This is a genomic window from Rhizobium sp. R339 (assembly GCF_002211395.1).
Classification (GTDB): Bacteria; Pseudomonadota; Alphaproteobacteria; order Rhizobiales; family Rhizobiaceae; genus Rhizobium.
Genome location: NZ_LOKV01000023.1, coordinates 449,202 through 469,824 on the forward strand (window position 1 = coordinate 449,202; position 20,623 = coordinate 469,824).

19 protein-coding genes and 1 riboswitch are annotated in these 20,623 nt (G+C 62.4%); of the genes, 14 read left to right on the plus strand and 5 right to left on the minus strand.

Going from position 1 to position 20,623, the window contains the following annotated elements:
• The first annotated feature begins 199 nt into the window (after positions 1-199).
• Positions 200-547 carry a hypothetical protein gene (locus tag ATY76_RS21485; RefSeq protein ID WP_088676971.1) on the plus strand — a complete coding sequence of 116 codons (348 nt, stop codon included), beginning with the start codon at positions 200-202 and terminating at the stop codon, positions 545-547.
• A 237-nt stretch (positions 548-784) separates the two neighbouring features.
• Positions 785-2,275, plus strand: coding sequence for an MDR family MFS transporter (locus tag ATY76_RS21490; RefSeq protein ID WP_088676721.1), 1,491 nt, complete (start codon positions 785-787; stop codon positions 2,273-2,275).
• Positions 2,276-2,338: 63 nt separating this feature from the next.
• On the opposite strand, the gene ATY76_RS21495 is transcribed toward ATY76_RS21490, so the two are convergent.
• A complete protein-coding gene (locus ATY76_RS21495; RefSeq protein ID WP_088676722.1) occupies positions 2,339-3,085 on the minus strand; it encodes a glucose 1-dehydrogenase in 747 nt (248 codons plus the stop codon).
• A gap of 108 nt (positions 3,086-3,193) precedes the next feature.
• Here ATY76_RS21495 and ATY76_RS21500 point away from each other — a divergent pair, with 108 nt between their 5' ends.
• Positions 3,194-3,535 (plus strand): helix-turn-helix domain-containing protein, encoded by a 342-nt coding sequence (locus tag ATY76_RS21500; RefSeq protein ID WP_088676723.1) that lies wholly within the window; start codon positions 3,194-3,196, stop codon positions 3,533-3,535.
• Positions 3,536-3,790: 255 nt separating this feature from the next.
• On the opposite strand, the gene ATY76_RS21505 is transcribed toward ATY76_RS21500, so the two are convergent.
• On the minus strand, positions 3,791-4,690 hold the full coding sequence (locus ATY76_RS21505) for a GntR family transcriptional regulator (protein ID WP_088676724.1): 900 nt from the start codon (positions 4,688-4,690) through the stop codon (positions 3,791-3,793).
• 257 nt (positions 4,691-4,947) lie between these two features.
• On the opposite strand from ATY76_RS21505, the gene ATY76_RS21515 reads away from it, so the two are divergent.
• The 7 genes from ATY76_RS21515 to ATY76_RS21545 all read left to right on the plus strand — a co-directional run bounded on the left by ATY76_RS21515 (position 4,948) and on the right by ATY76_RS21545 (position 13,050).
• Complete coding sequence (locus tag ATY76_RS21515) at positions 4,948-6,450, plus strand: altronate dehydratase family protein (protein ID WP_088676726.1); 1,503 nt, start codon at positions 4,948-4,950, stop codon at positions 6,448-6,450.
• Positions 6,451-6,539: 89 nt separating this feature from the next.
• Positions 6,540-7,559, plus strand: a complete 1,020-nt coding sequence (locus ATY76_RS21520; protein ID WP_088676972.1) for an aldo/keto reductase — start codon at positions 6,540-6,542, stop codon at positions 7,557-7,559.
• Positions 7,560-7,568: 9 nt separating this feature from the next.
• Complete coding sequence (locus ATY76_RS21525; RefSeq protein WP_088676727.1) at positions 7,569-8,015, plus strand: RbsD/FucU domain-containing protein; 447 nt, start codon at positions 7,569-7,571, stop codon at positions 8,013-8,015.
• A 209-nt stretch (positions 8,016-8,224) separates the two neighbouring features.
• Entirely contained in the window at positions 8,225-9,214 is a 990-nt protein-coding gene (locus ATY76_RS21530) for an ABC transporter substrate-binding protein (RefSeq protein ID WP_088676728.1), read from the plus strand.
• A gap of 105 nt (positions 9,215-9,319) precedes the next feature.
• The gene (locus tag ATY76_RS21535) at positions 9,320-10,873 is read left to right on the plus strand and encodes a sugar ABC transporter ATP-binding protein (protein ID WP_088676729.1); all 1,554 of its coding nucleotides are present in this window, start codon (positions 9,320-9,322) and stop codon (positions 10,871-10,873) included.
• A 121-nt stretch (positions 10,874-10,994) separates the two neighbouring features.
• A complete protein-coding gene (locus ATY76_RS21540) occupies positions 10,995-11,969 on the plus strand; it encodes an ABC transporter permease (protein ID WP_088676730.1) in 975 nt (324 codons plus the stop codon).
• Positions 11,970-12,030: 61 nt separating this feature from the next.
• Positions 12,031-13,050: a zinc-binding alcohol dehydrogenase family protein gene (locus ATY76_RS21545; protein WP_088676731.1), complete on the plus strand. Its 1,020-nt coding sequence runs from the start codon at positions 12,031-12,033 to the stop codon at positions 13,048-13,050.
• A gap of 170 nt (positions 13,051-13,220) precedes the next feature.
• On the opposite strand, the gene ATY76_RS21550 is transcribed toward ATY76_RS21545, so the two are convergent.
• The gene (locus ATY76_RS21550) at positions 13,221-13,754 is read right to left on the minus strand and encodes a GcrA family cell cycle regulator (protein WP_088676732.1); all 534 of its coding nucleotides are present in this window, start codon (positions 13,752-13,754) and stop codon (positions 13,221-13,223) included.
• Positions 13,755-14,178: 424 nt separating this feature from the next.
• On the opposite strand from ATY76_RS21550, the gene ATY76_RS21555 reads away from it, so the two are divergent.
• The 3 genes from ATY76_RS21555 to ATY76_RS21565 all read left to right on the plus strand — a co-directional run bounded on the left by ATY76_RS21555 (position 14,179) and on the right by ATY76_RS21565 (position 17,392).
• Positions 14,179-15,378 carry an aspartate aminotransferase family protein gene (locus ATY76_RS21555; RefSeq protein WP_088676733.1) on the plus strand — a complete coding sequence of 400 codons (1,200 nt, stop codon included), beginning with the start codon at positions 14,179-14,181 and terminating at the stop codon, positions 15,376-15,378.
• Positions 15,379-15,396: 18 nt separating this feature from the next.
• Complete coding sequence (gene argF / locus ATY76_RS21560) at positions 15,397-16,311, plus strand: ornithine carbamoyltransferase (RefSeq protein WP_088676734.1); 915 nt, start codon at positions 15,397-15,399, stop codon at positions 16,309-16,311.
• A gap of 88 nt (positions 16,312-16,399) precedes the next feature.
• The gene (locus tag ATY76_RS21565; protein WP_088676735.1) at positions 16,400-17,392 is read left to right on the plus strand and encodes an Hsp33 family molecular chaperone; all 993 of its coding nucleotides are present in this window, start codon (positions 16,400-16,402) and stop codon (positions 17,390-17,392) included.
• Between the two features lie 123 nt (positions 17,393-17,515).
• Here the strand turns inward: ATY76_RS21565 and apaG are convergent, their stop codons facing one another.
• Positions 17,516-17,908 (minus strand): Co2+/Mg2+ efflux protein ApaG, encoded by a 393-nt coding sequence (gene apaG / locus ATY76_RS21570; RefSeq protein WP_011423893.1) that lies wholly within the window; start codon positions 17,906-17,908, stop codon positions 17,516-17,518.
• 237 nt (positions 17,909-18,145) lie between these two features.
• Positions 18,146-19,330, minus strand: a complete 1,185-nt coding sequence (locus ATY76_RS21575) for an O-succinylhomoserine sulfhydrylase (protein ID WP_088676736.1) — start codon at positions 19,328-19,330, stop codon at positions 18,146-18,148.
• 43 nt (positions 19,331-19,373) lie between these two features.
• Positions 19,374-19,452, minus strand: a riboswitch (SAM riboswitch).
• Positions 19,453-19,525: 73 nt separating this feature from the next.
• Between ATY76_RS21575 and ATY76_RS21580 the strand changes: the two genes are divergently transcribed.
• Complete coding sequence (locus ATY76_RS21580; RefSeq protein ID WP_176538863.1) at positions 19,526-20,620, plus strand: 2'-deoxycytidine 5'-triphosphate deaminase; 1,095 nt, start codon at positions 19,526-19,528, stop codon at positions 20,618-20,620.
• The last annotated feature ends 3 nt before the right edge of the window (positions 20,621-20,623 follow it).

The following is a 20,623-nucleotide window of genomic DNA, read 5'->3' on the forward strand; positions in this document are numbered from 1 at the left end:
TTGGGGGGGAAGAATGGGAAATCTTGTTGGGCATTGTGAGACGTTCAGACCATTTCCAACTTTCCGTTCGCCGATTTTGTCACTCAATTCAAGGCCCAAGCGTCTTCGTTTAAACAGTGATCAAAATCTATAATCCGGACAGGAACAATGCTGCTGCCGGACAGGTTCTCCCCTTGAGACAACAAGGATGGAGAACATCATGTCCTGTAAACTCATCGTTATATCCCTCCTTTCCATGGGCCTTGCCGGCTCGGCCATGGCTCAAACGGCTGGTGGCGCGAATTCCACTGGGCGGCTTTCGGTGGCGCCTGTGATTGGCGGGTCCGGTTCCGGCTCGGCTGGTGCCGGCGCCGGTGGAACGGGGGCGGCAGGTTCGGGGTCTATCGGTACCGATCCCGGCACCACCGGCAGCACGACCGGCACTGGTGGCGTCGATCTCGACAGCGGCCGCAGCACGATCAATCCCGGCGGGGTCAATCCGGATCTGCAGCAGGTGCCGGGCTGCACCGCGGGCACCGGTTCGCTCAGCGAAGCATGCCAGCAATGAGGATGGGGCGGCCGTCCGCCCCCCTTAAGGATGAAGGCCCCGCGCGTGATGGCGCCGAGCCTTGACTTCGGCTGCCATCCTGAACCGGCGCCAAAACGACGCTTGCCGCGAGAATTGCTTTACCGGCCGGCTTCCAGGTCGTAAAAGAACTGCATCCCTCCGCAAACGGCGCATCGCCATCCATACAGCCAGTCTGCCGCTATATCCGGCCCTGCGGAGCACCCGAAGAGGATCGACATGTCGAATGCAGCGCAACGCTCGAACCGCGTGCTTGTCGTCGCGACCATCATGCTTGCGACCTTCATGGTGGCCATCGAGGCGACGATCGTGGCGACTGCGATGCCGCGCATCGTCGGCCAGCTTGGCGGCTTTTCCTATTACAGTTGGGTGTTTTCGGCCTTCCTGCTGGCGCAATCGACGACGACGGTCATTTACGGCAAGCTTTCCGATATTTTCGGGCGCAAGCCGGTGCTGATCGGCGGCATCCTGATCTTTCTCGCCGGCTCGGCGCTCTGCGGCTTCGCTTGGTCGATGATGTCGCTGGTGCTCTTCCGGCTGCTGCAGGGGCTGGGAGCGGGCGCGATCCAGCCCGTGACGATGACCATCATCGGCGATCTCTTCAAGCTCGAGGAACGCGGCCGGGTGCAGGGCGCGATGGCGACCGTCTGGGCGACCTCAGCCGTCGTCGGGCCGCTTGCCGGCGGCATCATCGTCGATGCCTTCTCCTGGGCGTGGATTTTCTGGATCAACCTGCCGATCGGCATCGTCTCGATCATCGCCTTCATGGTCTTCCTGAAGGAGGACGTGGCGCATAAGCAGGCGAAGATCGATTATCTCGGCTCGGTGCTGTTTTCGATCTCGATCGTCGCCCTGCTCATCATGCTGACGGAAACCGATGCGAGCGCCTGGATCCTGCTGTCGCTTTTCGCCGTCTTCGTGATCGCGGGCCTGCTCTTCCTCGGCCAGGAGAAGCGGGCGCCCGAGCCGATCATTTCGATCGCGCTCTGGAGCCGCCGGCTGATTGCGACCAGCAATGCGGCGACGCTGCTGGCCGGCATGGCGCTGATCGGGCTTTCGACCATCCTGCCGCTCTATGTGCAGGGCGTGCTCGGCCGCTCGCCTCTCGTCGCGGGCTTCACGCTCACCATGCTCGTCGTCGGCTGGCCGATGGCGGTGATGCTTTCCGGCCGCTTCTACAAGGCTTTCGGCATTCGCCGCACCTTGCGCGTCGGCAGCTTGATGTTTCCCTTCGGCGCCTGCTTCCTCCTGTTCCTGACGCCGGAAAGCTCGCCTGCTCTTGCCGGCGCCGGCTCTTTCTTCATGGGCTTCGGCATGGGCCTCATCAGCCTCACCAGCATCGTGCTGGTGCAGGACAGCGTGGAATGGTCGATGCGCGGCAGCGCCACTGCCTCGATCATCTTCGCCCGCAGCCTTGGCAATACGCTCGGGGCCACGGTGCTCGGCGCGATCCTCAACGCCGGCATCAGCCACTATGCGGGCGGCGAGGCGGCGGCCGGCCTGCACGAGGCGCTGAACCAGCCGACCGGGCTTTCAGAACTCGCCGCCGATCCGGCGACCCGCCTGGTCTTCAATGCGGCGCTGCATTGGAGCTTCTGGGGCGTGGTCGTCGTCGCCGTGCTGACCTTCTTCACCACCTGGCTGATCCCGGTCGGCCATGACAAGCGGCGTGAGGAGCCTGCCGCGGCAAGCGAGGCGGCGTCGCATTAAATTGGATTGATGCAACGCGCCGGCTGCGCGCTCCGTGAAGGAGCACGCCTGTCGTTGCAGCGATCAGCGAAAGCCGCCGCTGGCGGCCAAACGCTCGCCGGTCAGCCAGCGAGCATCGTCGGAAGCGAGGAAGACCGCGACACCGGCGATATCATCCGGCTGGCCAGTGCGGCCGAGCGGCGTCTGGGCCACCAAAGTCTGCTCGAAATCCGAGCCGATGACGCCGGCGGTGTGCGTGCCTTCGGTCTCGACGATACCCGGGAGGATGGCGTTGACCCGGATCTTGCGCGGCCCCAGCTCCTTGGCGAGCACGCCGTTGATGCCCTCGACCGCGCCTTTCGTGGCCGTGTAGACTGAGGTGTCAGGCGGGACCAGACTGGTGACCACCGACGAAATGTTGATGACGCTGCTGCCCTCGCCAAGATGTTTGACCGCTGCCCGGGTGGTCAGCAGAACACCGAGAACATTCACGTCAAATATGCGACGATACTGCTCCTCGGTCACCTGCTCGATCGGTGCGAATTCATAGACGCCGGAATTATTGACCAGCACGTCGAGCTTGCCGAACTCGTTGATCGCGGCATCGATCAGTCCCTGTGCCCCATCGGCCTTGGAAACATCGCCCTGCACGGCGATGGCCTTGCCGCCCGCCGCCTCGATCGCACCAACCACGGCGTCGGCTCCTGCCTTGCTCGAAGCGTAATTGACCACCACTTGAGCACCTTCGGCCGCGAGCGCCTTGGCAATCGCGGCGCCGATCCCCTTGGAGGCTCCGGTTACGACTGCGACCTTTCCAGTGAGCTTAGCCATTCTTCGTCCCTTTCGACTCGGACTGCCGCCGATATTGGCGGCCTTGTTCCGTAGTTCAGAAATTCGGAACTGTTGATCTCGATGTCAAGGGTCGCTATATGAAAATTCATGAGACCGCTCTTCCACCCGGCGATAGAGGACATCCGGCCTGATGCGATATTGTATGCGCTTTCCGATCCGGAACGCGCCGCGATCTTCGCATGGCTTGCCGGCGCCGGCTGCGGCAGAACCTGTTCCGCACTTGCCGATCTCGGCGAGCGCACCATTCCGAAATCATCGCTATCGAACCACTTCAAGGTGCTGCGCGAATCCGGGCTGATCCGGAGCGAACGCCAGGGCGTGGAGATGCGCAACGAGACCCGCTGCGCGGAGCTGGATGAGCGTTTCCCCGGTCTCATCAGGGCTATTCTGACGGCTTACGGACAGCTTCCTCCAGAGCTGAAGGATTGATGGGCTGAGAGGCGGGGCGTAAGCACACCGTGCGGCCCCCTCATCCGACCTGCGGCCACCTTCTCCCCGCTGGGGAGAAGGGGAGATCGCGGCTTCGTCGTCGATCCATTGGTCGGGTGCGATTGAATAGACAGGTTCCTTTGGGCAGCGCCGAAACGGCTTGCTATCTCTTCTCCCCAGCGGGGAGAAGGTGGCCCGAAGGGTCGGATGAGGGGGCCGCATGGCACGTCCCTCATTGTAACCTTTTACTTACATTCAGACGCTTTCACCCACACTCTGCGGCAGGGATTGCAGCAGGGTCTGGCGGGCGGAGCGCAGGTGGACGCGGCAGGCTCTTTCGATCGCCGCCTGGTTTCCGGATTCGAGTGCTGCGATATAATCCAGATGTTCGTGGATGGCGCGTTCGTTGCGCTCGCGGGCGGCCGTCTTGTTCCATTGGTAGTGATAGTGGAAGACGATGGCGATCGCATCGTAGAAGTCGGCGATGAAGCGGTTCTTCGAGGCGCGGTGGATCAGAAGGTGGAAGCGCTCGTCGAGGACGGAGAAATCCCTGAAGCGCTGGTTGATGTCGTCGAGCATGGCGAGATGTTCCTCGCGCATGGCCGCGAGATCGACCCAGGCCTGATGGTCTCGGGATAGCTTGCCGAACTCGGCAGCGGAATGCAGCTCGAACATCTCGCGCACATCGGCAAGTTCGAGCGCGAATTCGCGGGTAAAGCCTTTCAGCGTCCAGTGGCTGTTCGGACGTTTTTCGATCAGGCCGAAGCGGGAGAAGCGGATCAGGAATTCGCGCACGCTCGTCGTGCCGGTGCCGATCTCGCGGGCAAGCTCCAACTCGTTGATCTGCATGCCGGGCGCGGCATCATCGGCAAGGATGCGCTGCATGAAGCTGCGCTCGATGATGTCGTGCAGCGAATCCGTCTCTTCGGAAGGAAAGAGATCGCGGTCGGTCGGCTGGCGCAGCACGATCTTCTGGCGCTTGTTCCAGCGGATGATGCCTTCTTCGTTCAAGCGCGTGAGGATGGCGCGTGCGGTGGAGCGGCTGACGCCGAGCTGGGCGGCGATCTCGGGCTCCGAGGGCAGCGCCGTATCCGTCCGCAGCGCGGCGGCGTAGCGATTATACGCTTCCTTGAAGACCGTGTTCTGCCTTGCCATCAGACCCCCGCTTTTCCGCCCGGTGCCGCGGCTGCCATTCCCGCCTGGAAAGCAGGATGGCGCCGGGCCCAAAGGCTTGTCCGAACGACCTTTATCGCATTTTCGGCCGCCTGCGGCGCATCGCCTCCCTCGTCCACAGGATCAATATTCCCGTTGACTTGAAAATGTTTATTGTAGATAAAAAACAAAATCAATGCGCAATTGCCGATGCAGCGGGCGGGCTGACAGTTTCGGCGTCATGCTCTAGGGAGAAGAGAGTGGACAAACAGCCTTGGATCATCCTCTCGACCGGAGACAATGTCGCGGTCGCAACGGCCGCCATCCCGCAGGGTTCGACGGTTGCCGGCATAGAGGCTCGCCAGAAGATCGACCCCGGCCACAAGGTGGCGATTGCGGATATTCCGCTCGGCACGCCCGTCGTCAAATACGGCCAGGCGATCGGCCGCACGACGGCCGACGTCAAGGCCGGCGACCATGTACACAGCCACAATCTGCATTTTGAAAACGACCGGCTGGCGGCGACCGCCAATTCGGCGCCGGAAGCGGCGACCTCCGAGGACAAGGCGCGCACCTTCATGGGCTATCGCCGTGCGGATGGGCGGGCGGCGACGCGCAACTATATCGGCATCATTGCCAGCGTGAACTGTTCCACCACGGTCTGCCGGGCGATCGCCGACGAGGCGAACCGGACGATCCTGCCGCATTACGAGGGCATCGACGGCTTCGTGCCGATCGTCCACGACCAGGGCTGCGGCATGAGCTCGACCGGCGACGGCATGAACGTGCTGCACCGGACACTCGCCGGCTACACCAGGCATGTGAATTTCGGCGGCGTGCTGATGATCGGCCTCGGCTGCGAGGTCAACCAGCTGACGCTGTACGGCCAGAGCGGTGCCGGCGCCTCCAAGCGGCATTTCAATATTCAGGACGCCGGCGGTTCGCGCCGCGCGGTCGAGCGCGCCATGGGCGTGCTGCGGGAGATCGCCGCCGATGTCGGCAAGGAAAGACGCGTACCGATCTCGGTCGGCGAGATCATCATCGGCCTGCAATGCGGCGGCTCCGACGGCTTTTCCGGCATCACCGCCAATCCGGCGCTCGGCGTCGCCGCCGACCTGCTGGCTGCGGCCGGCGGCACGGCGATCCTGTCGGAAACCTCGGAAATCTATGGTGCGGAGCATCTGCTGCGCAGCCGCGCCGTCAGCGATGAGGTGGCGAAGAAGCTCGACGAGAAGATCGCCTGGTGGGAAGACTACGTCGCGCTGCACGGCGCCTCGCTCGACAACAACCCGTCCCCCGGCAACAAGCGCGGCGGGCTCACGACCATCCTGGAAAAGTCGCTCGGTGCCGTCGCCAAGGGCGGACGCTCGCCCTTGACGGCGGTCTATGGCTATGCGGAGCGCGTCACCGCCCCCGGTCTCGTCTTCATGGACACACCCGGCTACGACCCCGTCTCGGCCACTGGCCAGGTGGCGGGCGGGGCGAACATGATCGCCTTCACCACCGGCCGCGGCAGCTGCTTCGGCTGTCGTCCGGCGCCGTCGCTGAAGCTTTCCAGCAATTCGGCGCTCTATGCCTCGATGGAGGAGGACATGGATATTGATTGCGGCACGATCGCCACGGGTGACGCGACGATCAGCGGCAAGGGCCGCGAGATCTTCGAGCTCATCGTCGATACGGCCTCGGGCAAGAAGACGAAGAGCGAGCTCTTCGGCTACGGCGATAATGAATTCGTGCCCTGGCATCTCGGCGCAACGCTCTAATCCTTTGTTTTACGCAATTCCGGACGGGAAACCGCTTCGCACTTTTCCTGGAATTGCTCTGAAATCCCAAGCCTTGGCGAGGAAGCATGATGAAGACGAGACGGATCGGCAAGACCAAGGTTGAAGTGACCGAAATCAGCTATGGCGCAGCACCCTTGGGCGGCCTCTATCGCGCATGCCCGCGCGAGCAGGCGATGGAAACGCTGCAGGCCGCCTGGAACAGCGGCATCCGCTATTTCGACGTCGCGCCCTGGTACGGGCTCGGCCTGGCCGAACGGCGCGTCGGCGATTTCCTGCGCGATCAGCCTGATGGTTCCTACGTGCTCTCCACCAAGGTCGGCCGGCTGCTGAGGCCGGTGCCAACGGGAACCGTGCCTGACTACAGCTATGTCGATCCGCTCTCTTTCGATGCCGATTATGATTATTCCTATGACGGCATCATGCGCTCGGTCGAGTTCAGCTATGCCCGCCTCGGCCTCAACCGCATTGATATTCTCTATGTGCACGATATCGGCGTCTATACGCATGGGGCGGCGAGGAACGCGGTCTATCAGAAGCAGCTTCTCGATTCCGGCGTGAAGGCGCTGGAGGAGCTCCGCTCCTCGGGCGCGATCTCCGCCTTCGGCCTCGGCGTCAACGAAGTGCCGGTCTGCCTCGACGTCATGCGCCACGCCGATCTCGACTGCATCCTGCTGGCCGGCCGCTATACGCTGCTCGACCGCTCGGCGGTCGCCGAACTGCTGCCGCTCTGCCGGCAGAAGGGCACCTCGCTCGTCGTCGGCGGCGTCTTCAACTCCGGCATTCTCGCTACCGGCCCGGTGCCGGGTTCGCATTTCGACTATATGCCGGCGACCGACGATGTGCTCGCCAAGGTCGGTGCGATGGAGGCGATAGCCAAGCGTCACGGGGTGCCGCTTGCAGCGCCTGCCATGCAGTTTCCGCTGCGCGATCCGATCGTCGCCTCGGTGCTGATCGGCACGGCCAAGCCCTCGAGCCTGACGCGCAACATGGAGATCGTCGAGCCGAGGCTTGCAGACGATATCTATGCCGAATTCGAACCCTATACGCTGGTCGCCCCGCCGCTCGGCAGCGAAGCGGTCCGAGTCTGAGGAGGGAACATGCTGAAGGGTATTCATCCGCTGCTCGGGCCCGATCTGCTCCACGCCCTGAAGACCATGGGGCATGGCGACGACATCGTGATCTCGGACGCCAATTTCCCCTCGGGCTCGATGGGGCCGCCCGTCATTCGCGCCGACGGCGTCAGCGCCACTGACATGGCCAAGGCGATCCTCACGCATATGCCGCTCGACACTTTCGTGCCCGAGACGGCATGGCGGATGGAGGTGGTCGGCGATCCCAATGCGGTGCCTGAGGTGTGCGCGGAGTTCCAAGAGATCGTTTCCAGGCGCGCCGGCGATTTCCGCATTGTGCCGGTCGAGCGTTTCGCCTTCTACGCGATGGCGCGCAAGGCCGCCTATATCGTCGCGACGACGGAGTTCAGGCTGTATGGCAACCTGATTTTGAAGAAGGGCGTCGTGCACCCGCATGAAGTCGACATCGGCTGACGACCTATTTTAGGTCTTTGTGGTATTGAAATAAAATCAGTTGCTTGGGAGGCGTTTTCCGGAGCAAAAAAGCGAGATCGGCGCACTTGCAATTTGATTGCGCCTCGGCTAGCTTCTGTCTGCAAATGTTTTTTATCGATAAAAATCGTTCGCCTGCGTTCAGCGGACGATTTCCTAGGAGGAGAACGCACCCTGAGAGGAGAACTTTTATGAGCATCGTGAAATCCATTCTGTCCCGCCGCGCCTTTACCGCGCTCGCCGGGGCAGCCGTCATCGCAACGGCGATGCCGGTCACGTCCTTCGCCGCCGATGTGACGATCCCGATCATCGTCAAGGACACGACGTCCTTCTACTGGCAGATCGTTCTGGCAGGCGCCCGCAAGGCCGGGCAGGATCTCGGCGTCAACGTGCCGGAACTCGGCGCACAGGCTGAATCCGACATCAACGGTCAGATCAGCATTCTCGAAAACGCCGTCGCCGGCAAGCCGGCCGCCATCGTCATCTCGCCGACGGAATTCAAGGCGCTCGGCAAGCCGATCGACGAAGCTGCCAAGTCCGTTCCGATCATCGGCATCGACTCCGGCGCCGACTCCAAGGCGTTCAAGTCGTTCCTGACGACCGACAACGTCCAGGGTGGCCGTATCGCCGCCGACGGTCTTGCCGCCGCCATCAAGGAAATGACGGGCAAGGAAGAAGGCGAAATCGTCATCCTCACCAATCTTCCCGGCGTCGGCTCGCTGGAACAGCGCCGCGAAGGCTTCCTGGATCAGGTGAAGACCAAATATCCGGGTCTGAAGGTCATCGCCGACAAGTATGGTGATGGCCAGGCGACGACCGGCCTCAACATGATGACCGACCTGATCACGGCCAACCCGAAGCTCGTCGGCGTCTTCGCCTCGAACCTGATCCTGGCGCAGGGCGTTGGCCAGGCGATCGCCGAAAACAAGCTCGGCGACAAGATCAAGGTCATCGGCTTCGACAGCGACGACAAGACGGTCGGCTTCCTCAAGGACGGCGCGATCGCCGGCCTCGTCGTTCAGGACCCCTATCGCATGGGTTATGACGGCGTGAAGACCGCGCTTGCCGTCTCCAAGGGCGAAACGGTTCCGGAAAATGTCGATACCGGCGCCAACCTCGTCACTAAGGCGAACATGGCCGATCCGAAGATCGAAGCGCTGCTGAACCCGAAGATCAAGTAACCGACAAACGGGCCGCGCCGGCTTTCAAAAACCGGCGCGGCTTTTTCCATCCATGGTATGTTTGCCCAGGGTGGAGTGCAGAGGCGACAAGAGGAGGAGAGGTCCATGATCGGACTGGAAGAGGTCAGTCATCGCCATGATGACAGTGCCACGCTGAAAGAGGCCAATCGGATTCCGACCGGGTCTCCTATCCTCGAACTCAAAGGCCTGCAGAAAAATTACGGTCATGTCCAGGCGCTGAAACCGGCGACGATGACCTTCCTTGCCGGCGAAATCCACGCCATCGTCGGCGAAAACGGCGCTGGCAAATCCACCCTCATCAAGCTGCTCACCGGCGTCATCACCCGCACGGCGGGCGAGGTGCTCTGGTGCGGCCAACCGGTGGGGCTGTCGACGCCGAACGAGGCGATCGCGCGCGGGATCAACGCCGTGCATCAGGAAGTCGTGCTCTGCCCGCACCTGACGGTCGCCGCCAATCTCTTCCTCGGCGACGAGGTCAACCGTTACGGCCTGATGCGCCGCAAGCAGATGGAGAAGCTGGCGCAGGCCGTGCTCGACGATCTCGGCTTCGGCCTGCCGGCAGCGGCGCTCTTGAGCTCGCTGACGATCGGCCAGCAGCAGCTGGTGGCAACCGCCCGCGCGGCCATGCGCGGCACGCAGTTCCTGATCTTCGACGAACCCACAGCCTATCTGACGCGCCAGGAATCGGCGCAGCTCTTCAAGCTGATCCGCCGCCTGCAGGGCGAAGGCGTTACCATCGTCTATATCAGTCACCGCATGGAGGAGGTCTTCGAGCTGGCCGACCGTGTCTCGGTGCTGCGCGACGGCACCCATGTCGGCACGCGGCTGATCGGCGAGACCAACGATGCCGAATTGATCGCGTTGATGATCAACCGCTCGATCGAGCAGATCTACCACAAGGAAGAGATTGCGATCGGCGAGACGATCGTCGAGGTCCGCGGCCTTTCCGGTCCGGGCTTCGAAGATGTGTCACTGAGCGTCAAGGCAGGGCAGATCGTCGGCCTCTATGGCCTGATCGGCGCCGGGCGCAGCGAATTCGCGCTCGGACTGTACGGGCGCCAGCCGATAACATCAGGCGAAATCGCGTGGATGGGCAAGCCTGTCGATATCAGGAACGAGCGCACCGCCATGGAACTCGGCATTGCGCTGGCGCCGGAAAGCCGGCGCGACCAGGGGCTCTGCCTCAACTTGCCGATCGGCCTCAACATCAACCTGCCGGTCTTCGGGCGGTTGAGCCACGGGCCGGTTATCAACCATGCGCGGGAATCGGCCAATGCCGATAAGCAGATCCGCGATCTCAGCATCAAGACGCCGAGCCGGCGGGTTCCGGCTTCGAGCATGTCGGGCGGCAATCAGCAGAAAATCGTCATCGGCAAGTGGCTGAGCCACGGCGCAAGGCTGTTCATCTTCGACGAGCCGACCGTCGGCGTCGACGTCGGCACCAAGGCGGAAATCTACCGGCTCTTCGCCAAGCTTTTGAAGGAGGGCGCAGGCATCATCCTGATCTCCTCCTACCTGCCCGAAGTCTACGAACTGGCCGACCGGCTGCACGTCTTCCGCGGCGGCAAGCTCGTCGCCAGCCATGATTTCCACGCGGCGACGCATGAAGAAGTGCTCAGCGAAGCGATCGGCGTCTGAGCATAAGCAATTCCAGCAAAATGCACTGCGGTTTTGCGTCCGGAAATTGCGTTAAGACAAATAGATAGAACATTTTCGTGGTTCGGAGAAAAACGGAAATGCTCTAAGAGGGAGAGAACTGATGACCACCACCCCCACCGAAATTGCCGCGCCGCCGCCGCGCCGGAAAATGAACATCCTGTTCGGCCTGACTTTGCTCGGGCTGCTCCTCTTCCTCTGGCTCGTGCTCGCCATCCGGACGGAGGCCTTCTGGACGCCGCTCAACATCTCGAACCTGCTGCGACAGGGCGCGATGACGGCAATCCTCGCGCTCGGCCAGACCTTCGTCATCATCACCGCCGGCATCGACCTGTCGGTCGGCGCCATCGTCGGCTTCTGCACGGTCATCATCGCCTGGCTGCTGCAGGCGGGCGTGCCGCTCTGGGGAGCGATCGCGCTGACGCTCGCGATCGGCGTGGCGATCGGCGCCTTCCACGGCTTCGGCATCGTCCATATGGGCCTGCCGCCCTTCATCATCACGCTGGCGACGCTGACATCGCTGCGCGGCATCGGCCTGCTGATCACCAACGGCTCGACGATCAGCATCACCGATGAGAGTTTCAGCAATTTCGCGCGCGCCGATTTCCTCGGCATTCCGAGCCTGTTCTGGATGGTCATCCTGGTGGCGATCCCGTCCTTCGTCTTCCTGCATCTCAGCCGCTGGGGCCGCTATCTCTTTGCGGTCGGTTCCAACGCCGAGGCCGCGCGTCTTTCCGGCGTCAACGTCAAGGCCATGATCTACCTTGCCTATATCCTCTCGGCCTCTTTCGCCGCCTTCGTCGGCGTGCTGCTGGCCTCGCGCATCGCCATCGGCAACGCGACGCAGGCCGACGGCTGGGAACTGCAGGCGATCGCCTCCTCCGTCATCGGCGGCACCAGCCTCTTCGGCGCGGTCGGCTCGGTTCACGGTCCGCTGATCGGCGCCTTCATTCTCGCCACCATCAACAACGGCGCGAACCTTCTGAACGTCAACTCCTTCTGGCAGCGCATCATCACCGGTCTCCTGATCATCGTGATCGTCTTCTTCGACCAGCTGCGCCGCCGCAAGAGCAATTGACCCAAAGAGAAAGCCGGTCCCGGAAGGCCGGCTTCCTCATTCCAGCAATGCGAGATTTGTCATGAAAGCAGTTGTTTGCCGGGAGCCCGGCGTGCTCGACATCGCCGAACGTCCATCGCCCGTGGCACCGGCAGCCGGCTGGGTGCGCCTTGCCGTCAGCCATGTCGGCATCTGCGGCACGGATTACCACATCTTCGAGGGCAAACATCCTTTCCTCGAATATCCCCGGGTGATGGGGCATGAGATCTCGGCGACGGTGCTGGAGGCCGGCGACGGCGTTGCCATGGCGCCCGGCACACCCGTCATCGTCAATCCCTATCTCTCCTGCGGCCAATGCATCGCCTGCCGCCAAGGCAAGCCGAACTGCTGCACCAATATCAAGGTGCTCGGCGTCCACACCGATGGTGCCTTCTGCGAAGAGATTTCGGTTCCGGCGAGCAATCTCTATCCCGCCAAGGGCCTGAGCCTCGAGGCGGCGGCAACGGTCGAGTTCCTGGCGATTGGCGCCCATGCGGTGCGCCGATCGATGACCGGCGCCGGAGCCCGCTCGCTTGTGATCGGCGCCGGGCCGATCGGGCTTGGGGCGGCGATCTTCTCGCGCATCGCAGGTCACGAGGTGACGCTGCTCGACACCAGCGCCGAGCGGCTGCAGATGGCAGCCGAACGCTTCGGCTTCACCTCAGGCATCGTCGCCAACGATAGAACGGCGGATGCCGTACGGGAGATAACCGGCGGCGACGGTTTCGACGTGGTTTTTGACGCGACGGGCTACGGCCCGTCGATGGAGAAGGCCTTTTCCTTCGTCGCCCATGGCGGTGCGCTGGTGCTGGTCAGCGTCGTCAAGGACGATATCCGCTTCTCCGACCCCGAATTCCATAAACGCGAAATGATGGTGATCGGCAGCCGCAATGCCACGCGCGCCGATTTCGAGCATGTGGCGGATTCGATCGCCAAAGGCCTCGTGCCGGTCGACCAACTCATCACCCACCGCACGACGCTCACCGATGCGCCGCGCGACCTCGCGCGCTGGGCGCATGAGAAGAACGGCCTGATCAAGGCGGTGATCAGGATTGGTGGTTAGGCGCATCCAAGAAGGTAGGAGCGGCTCTTCATCAGCAGACCGGCCGGTCGAATTGACGCCTGCGGCGCGTCGGGGAAAATAGAGCAGAAGCTTTAAGCGCTTCCACTCCTACCGGGCACAAAAAAACGGGCCGAGCGGCCCGTTTCTTATTTCTCGCTAATATCGCGCTTTCAGCTGACCCGCGCGGCGGCCCGGCGGCGTTCGTTGACCGGCTGGTAGGCGAGGCGCTGGTGGTAGCTGCAATAGGGCGAGTTGTCGGGGGATTCGCAGCCGCAGAAATGGAAGTCGTCCTTCAGCGGATCGCCGACCGGCCATTTGCAGGTGCGTTCGGTGAGTTCCGTCAGGCCGAGGCGGCGCGAGATCGGCACGACCACGTTGCCCTTCGGCACATATTCCATTTCCTCGACGGCTTCGACCTCGATCTCTTCCTTCAGCATCGTTGCGCCCTGCTGGCGGGTCACGGTGCGGGTGGTGATGCGCGAGGCATAGTTCGGCGCGCGGGGCGCCGAGGTGTTGCGCTTCGGCGTGCGCGCGGCGGTCGCCGTGCCGCCGGCCTTGGCGCGGCCGGGAAGGCTCAGCCGGTGCACCTTGCCGATAACCGCGTTTCGGCTCACGCCGCCAAGCTGCGCCGCGATCTGGCTGGCGCTCAGCCCTTCGGACCATAGCTTCTTGAGTTTCTCGACCCGCTCGTCTGTCCAGTTCATGCCCTGTCTCCACCTTTTGCGTTGGTGATGGCAGAATCCCTCACCGTTGTCCCGGAAGTCTCCGAAACAAGAAACGCCTGATCAATTTTGGTGACTAGTTCCGCCGCATGCAGTCTAGTAATTGAACTTTAACCTAGTGTGAGGCTGACTCCGTGACAAGAGTCGCGGGAATCCGGATGAATCGAATTTCAAGTTTTCCCCAACTTGCTGCCGTCGCGTGTCATTTCTGCAATAATGCCTGTTGAAGGCTGAAAATGCCGCTGTACAAGCGTGCTGCATACGCTAAGGGCGCAGTTTTGTTGACATTGCAGCGCGAAAAGGAAATAGTACCGCTCGCCGCCGCAAGGCGGCATTTTTGATTTTTCGGGCATTGTTTTCTTAGCCGGAGTTCGCTGCCCATAACTTTAGATCGGGAGACCGCGCCATGGCTGAAGCCGCGCCGCTTTATGACACCTATTCTCGTGCCCCGTTGCGGTTCGAGCGAGGCGAGGGCGTCTGGCTGATCACCGAAAGCGGCGAGCGGTATCTCGATTTCGGCGCCGGCGTGGCCGTCACGTCCGTCGGCCACAGCAATCCGCATGTGGTCGGCGCGCTGAAGGAGCAGGCCGACAAGGTCTGGCACCTCTCGAACATCTATGAGATCCCCGGCCAGGAGCGCCTGGCGAAACGCCTGACCGACATAACCTTCGCCGACAAGGTGTTCTTCACCAATTCGGGCGCGGAAGCGCTGGAATGCGCCATCAAGACGGCGCGCCGCTATCAGTTTTCCAAGGGTCATCCCGAGCGCTTCCACATCATCACCTTCGAAGGCGCCTTCCACGGGCGCACGATCGCGACGATCGCCGCCGGCGGCCAGGAGAAATATCTCGAAGGCTTCGGTCCGAAGGCGCCGGGTTTCGATCAGGTGGCCTTCGGCGACATCGACGCCGTCCGTGCCGCGGTCACCGATGCCACGGCCGCGATCCTCATTGAGCCGGTGCAGGGCGAGGGCGGTGTGCGCCCCGCCACCAACGAATTCATGAAGGCGCTTCGACAGCTCTGCGACGAAAAGGATCTGCTTCTGATCCTCGACGAGGTCCAAACCGGCGTCGGCCGCACAGGCAAGCTCTTCGCCCATGAATGGTCCGGCGTGACGCCCGATATCATGGCCGTTGCCAAGGGCATCGGCGGCGGCTTTCCGCTCGGCGCCTGCCTTGCGACGGCAGAAGCCGCCTCAGGCATGAAAGCCGGTACGCATGGCTCGACCTACGGCGGCAACCCGCTAGCCATGGCCGTCGGCAGCGCCGTGCTCGACGTCATTCTTGCCGATGGTTTTCTCCAGCAAGTGCGCGACGTCGCGCTGGTCTTCCGCCAGGGGCTGGCTTCGCTCAAGGATCGCTATCCCGATGTGATCGAGGATGTGCGCGGGGAGGGCCTTCTGCTCGGCATCAAGGCCGCCGTTCCCTCGGCCGAACTGCTGCAGGCGATCCGCGAGGCGCATCTGCTCGGCGTGCCGGCCGGCGATAACGTCATCCGCCTTATTCCCCCTCTCGTCGTCACCGCCGAGGAAGCCCGCGAGGGCCTCGTCCGCATCGAGCGCGCTGCCGAAAGCATTCGCGCCTCCAAGGTGAAAAAGACGGCTTGAACGAGGTAAAAACACGATATGGCTCCTAAGCATTTTCTCGACCTTTCGGCGGTCACATCCTCCGATCTCAGAACCATCATGAACGATGCGCTCGCTCGCAAGCAGGCCTTCAAGGCTGGCAAGGGCGACAAGCCGCTCGACGGCAAGATGCTGGCGATGATCTTCGAAAAGCCGTCGACGCGCACCCGCGTCTCCTTCGATGTCGGCATGCGCCAGCTCGGCGGCGAGACGCTGTTCCTTTCCGGCACCGAGATGCAGCTCGGCCGTGCCGAGACGATCGGCGATACCGCCAAGGTGCTGTCGCGTTATGTCGATGCGATCATGATCCGCACGACCGAGCATTCGCGCCTTCTAGAACTCGCCGAGCATGCGACCGTGCCTGTCATCAATGCGCTGACCGACGACACACATCCGTGCCAGATCATGGCCGATATCATGACCTTCGAAGAGCATCGCGGGCCCATCAAGGGCAAGACCATCGCGTGGACCGGCGACGGCAACAACGTGCTGCATTCGCTGGTCGAAGGGGCCGCGCGTTTCGGCTACCGCATGAACATGGCCGTGCCTCTTGGTTCGGAGCCCAAGGATCACTATCTGAACTGGGCCCGCAATGAGGGCGCCGAAATCATGCTCTGCCATGATGCCGACCGTGCGGTCGCCGGCGTCGATTGCGTGGTGACCGATACCTGGGTCTCCATGAATCAGGAACATCGGGCCCGGGGTCACAACGTCTTCCAGCCTTATCAGGTCAACGCGGCCTTGATGGCGAAGGCCGGCAGCGATGCATTGTTCATGCATTGCCTGCCCGCCCATCGCGGTGAGGAAGTGACGGATGACGTGATCGACGGCCCGCAATCCGTGGTCTTCGATGAGGCGGAAAACCGCCTTCATGCGCAGAAATCGATTCTAGCTTGGTGCCTGGGCGCGATCTGAACCATAATCGGACGTCGTGAGTCAAAGCTCGCGACCGCGCGAGCGCCGGGCACCTTGGCCGTCGCTCTGACAATGAGGAGTGAAAGCCATGGCAGAAGCTGCAGCCGTTCTAGGCCAGTTCGATTTCGCCGGCGATGACCATGTCGTCCCTTTTCAGGTGGAAGGCCTGGATGTGCGCGGGCGCGCCGTCCAGCTCGGCCCGATGCTCGATGCGATCCTCGAGCGTCATCATTATCCGGCGCCCGTTGCCCGGTTGCTCGCCGAAGTCGTCGTGCTGACGGTGCTGCTCGGCACCTCCTTGAAGTTCGAGGGCAAGTTCACGGTGCAGACCAAGGGTGACGGACCGGTCGATCTTCTCGTCGCCGATTTCTCGACGCCGGAAAATGTCCGCGCCTATGCCCGCTTCGATCAGGCGCTGCTCAACAAGGCTGTCGCGTCAGGCGAAACCGAGCCGGAGCAACTGCTCGGCAAGGGCGTGCTCGCCTTCACCATCGACCAGGGCAAGTTCGGCCAGCCTTATCAGGGCATCGTTGCGCTGGACGGCACCTCGCTCGAGGACATCGCCGGCGTCTATTTCCGCCAGTCGGAACAGATCCCGACGCGCGTGCGCCTTGCGGCGGCCGAGCTCTTCGATCGCGATGAAGCGGGCAAGCCGCGCCATCGCTGGCGGGCCGGCGGCCTTGTCGCCCAGTTCCTGCCAGAGGCGCCGGAGCGCATGCGCCAGCCGGATCTCCACGGCGGCGACGGCGACACCGGCGACCGCCCGCATGGAGAGGATGACGCCTGGGCCGAAGCGCGTTCGCTGGTCGAGACCATCGACGCCGACGAACTCACCGATCCCCACGTCGGGACCGAGCGGCTGCTGTTCCGCCTGTTCCACGAGCGCGGCGTGCGCGTCTATGAACCGCGGGCGGTCCTCGATCGCTGCAGCTGTTCGCGCGAAAAGATCGGTACCGTGCTGAAGGGCTTCAGCGCCGAGGAAATCGAAGCAAGCCAGGAAAACGGCGAGATCGCCGTTACCTGCGAATTCTGCTCGACCACCTATCGCTTCCAGCCGGCCGAGCTTCAGCCGGCGGAATAGTTTTCGGCGGCGCTCCGATAGCTACCCTCACTATAACCCTCTCCCCGCGCGGGGTGAGGGGACTCACCCGCCTGTGTTGCGCGTCGCTGTTACTTTGAAACGGAATCGAGTTCAGAAAACGCCTCAGTTGAGCACGCGCAATAGCCCCGGTGAATCCAGCGAGAAGGCGGGGATGTCGACATCGAACAGCTCGCCTTCATCAGTTTCCATCTGGTAATGGCCGAACATCAAGCCCGAGGGCGTGTCGAGCGGACAGCCGGAGGAATATTCGTAGGTGTCGCCGGGGCTGAGCCGCGGCTGCTCGCCGACGACGCCGGGGCCGGTCACTTCGTCCACCTGGCCGTTCTGGTCGGTGATGTTCCAATAGCGGTTGACCAGGCGAACGGCGACGCCGGAATTGTTGCTGATGACGATCCGGTAACCCCAGACATAGCGATCGTCTTCCGGATCGGATTGCTCCTCCAGATAGAACGGTTCGACTACGACTTCGATATCTCTTGTGAGGGCGCGATACATGCCTTGCACCATAGTCAAGATATGTTACCCGTATCTTATAAAGAGGCCCTGTCCGTCAAGAAACGGAACGTTGATCAGGGATGAAACAAGCATGATCGAAGGGTTTTCGATCGTTAAGCCTAATCGTCAGTGTTAATTTTACTTCCGAACGCCTGCGCTGGCGATCTTGTTCCCCCGGCCGAGCAGTAGCGAGGTCCGGCGAGGCCGAACCCAGGCGGGTCCGGCCGCTATTCTCGATCAGGCCGAAACCTTGGCCAGCGCCTTCGCGAAATCCTCGATCAGGTCGTCGGTATCCTCGATGCCTGCCGAAAGGCGGACCGTGCCTGCGGAAATACCGAGTTCGGCGCGCGCCTCCTCCGTCAGGTTCTTGTGCGTTGTTGTAGCCGGATGCGTGATCAAGCTCTTGCTGTCGCCGAGATTGTTGGAGATTTTGACGATCTCAAGCGCATTCTGCAGCGCGAAGGCCGCTTCTTTGCCGCCCTTCAGTTCGAAGCAGACGAGCGTTGAGCCACCCGACATCTGCTTGGCGATGATATCGGCCTGCGGATGGTCCTTGCGGCCGGGATAGATCACCTTGGCGACCTTGCCTTGCTCCACCAGGAAATCGGCAATCTTCGCCGCATTCTGGGTCTGCTGCTTGACGCGCAGCGGCAGCGTTTCGATGCCCTTCAGCAGCGTCCAGGCGTTAAACGGCGACATGGCCGGGCCGGTATGGCGGAAATAGTCGTGCAGGTTCTCGTCGATCCAGGCCTTGTCGGAAAGCACGACGCCGCCGAGGCACCGGCCCTGGCCGTCAATATGCTTGGTGGCGGAATAGACGACGATATGGGCGCCGAGTTCCAGCGGCTTCTGGAAGAGCGGCGTTGCAAAGACGTTGTCGACGACGACCTTGGCGCCGATCTGGTTGGCGAGCCTCGCGACGCCTGCGATGTCGATCACTTCAAGCGTCGGGTTGGTCGGGCTTTCCAGGAAGAAGACCTTGGTCTTCGGCGTGATCGCCTTTTCCCAGTTGGCGAGATCGCGGCCGTCGACGAGCGTGCAGTCGATGCCGTATTTCGGCGCCAATGTTTCCACCACCCAGCGGCAGGAGCCAAAGAGGGCGCGCGCCGCGACGATATGATCTCCCGCCTTCAGCTGGCAGAGGATGGCGGCGGTGACGGCGGCCATGCCGGAGGCGGTGGCGCGGGCGTCTTCGGCGCCTTCCAGTGCGCACATGCGCTTTTCGAACATGTCATTGGTCGGGCTGCCGTAGCGGGCATAGATAAAGCCGTCCGTCTCGCCCTTGAAGCGGGCTTCGGCCGCCTCGGACGTGTCGTAGACGAAGCCCTGCGTGAGATAGATCGCCTCGGACGTTTCGCCATATTGCGAACGCAGCGTGCCGCCATGGACGAGTTGGGTTGCCGGGCGCCAGGTCTTGCTCATGCCATCACCTTCACATAACAAAAAAACCGGCCGCAAAAGCAGACCGGTTTCATACCCGGTCTTTTTAGCCACTTGTTTAACGTGGCTGCAAGCCGACCGGCCAAATCACCACGGGATAATTCTGCAATACTGCTGTTAGCTGCTTGCGTCAATTCCCCGTATTTGGTTTTGTCTGCGGCAAATGATGGATGGGGCATGATGGCTCGCGAAACGGGAATTCTGGCTGACCGCGCAATCTCGGCGCTGTTCGAAACGGGGCGTCTTAACTCCGAGCGGGAGCTGGACCGCGATCAGATCCAGCCGGCAAGTCTCGACCTGCGCTTAGGAAGCAAGGCTTTTCGCGTGCGCGCCAGCTTCATGCCTGGCCCCTCGCATCTGGTCTCGGATAAGCTCGACCGCCTCAGCTTGCACGTGATCGACCTTTCCGAAGGTGCGGTGCTTGAAACCGGCTGCGTCTATATCGTGCCGCTGATGGAGAGCCTGGCGTTGCCGGCCGATATGTCGGCCTCGGCCAATCCGAAGAGCTCGACCGGAAGGCTCGACATCTTCACCCGCGTCATCACCGATTACGCCCAGGAGTTCGACAAGATCCCGGCTGGCTATTCCGGCCCGCTCTATCTCGAAATCAGCCCGCGCACCTTCCCGATCGTCGTGCGCCGCGGCTCGCGCCTGTCGCAGATCCGCTTCCGCGTCGGCCACTCCGTGCTCGGCGAGCCGGAACTTTTGAAGCTGCATGAAAGCGAGACGCTGGTTGCGAGCAAACAGCCGAACGTTTCCGGCGGCGGCATCGCGCTGTCGATCGATCTCAGCGGCGATAAGGACGGCCTGATCGGCTATCGCGGCAAGCATCACACCGCCGTCGTCGATGTCGACGAGAAAGATCAGCACGATATCTTCGATTTCTGGGAGCCGCTCTATAGCCGCGGCCGCAACGAGCTGATCCTCGATCCCGACGAGTTCTATATCCTCGTCTCGCGCGAGGCCGTGCATGTGCCGCCGGACTATGCCGCCGAGATGACCCCCTTCGACCCACTGGTCGGCGAATTCCGCGTCCACTACGCCGGCTTCTTCGATCCGGGCTTCGGCCATGCGCCGGCCGGCGGGCGCGGCAGCCGAGCCGTGCTCGAAGTGCGCAGCCACGAAGTGCCCTTCATCCTCGAAGACGGCCAGATCGTCGGCCGCCTCGTCTACGAGCACATGCAGGAAAAACCCGCCAGCCTCTACGGCTCCGGCCTCGGCTCCAACTATCAGGCCCAGGGCCTCAAGCTCTCCAAACACTTCCGCATCTGAGGC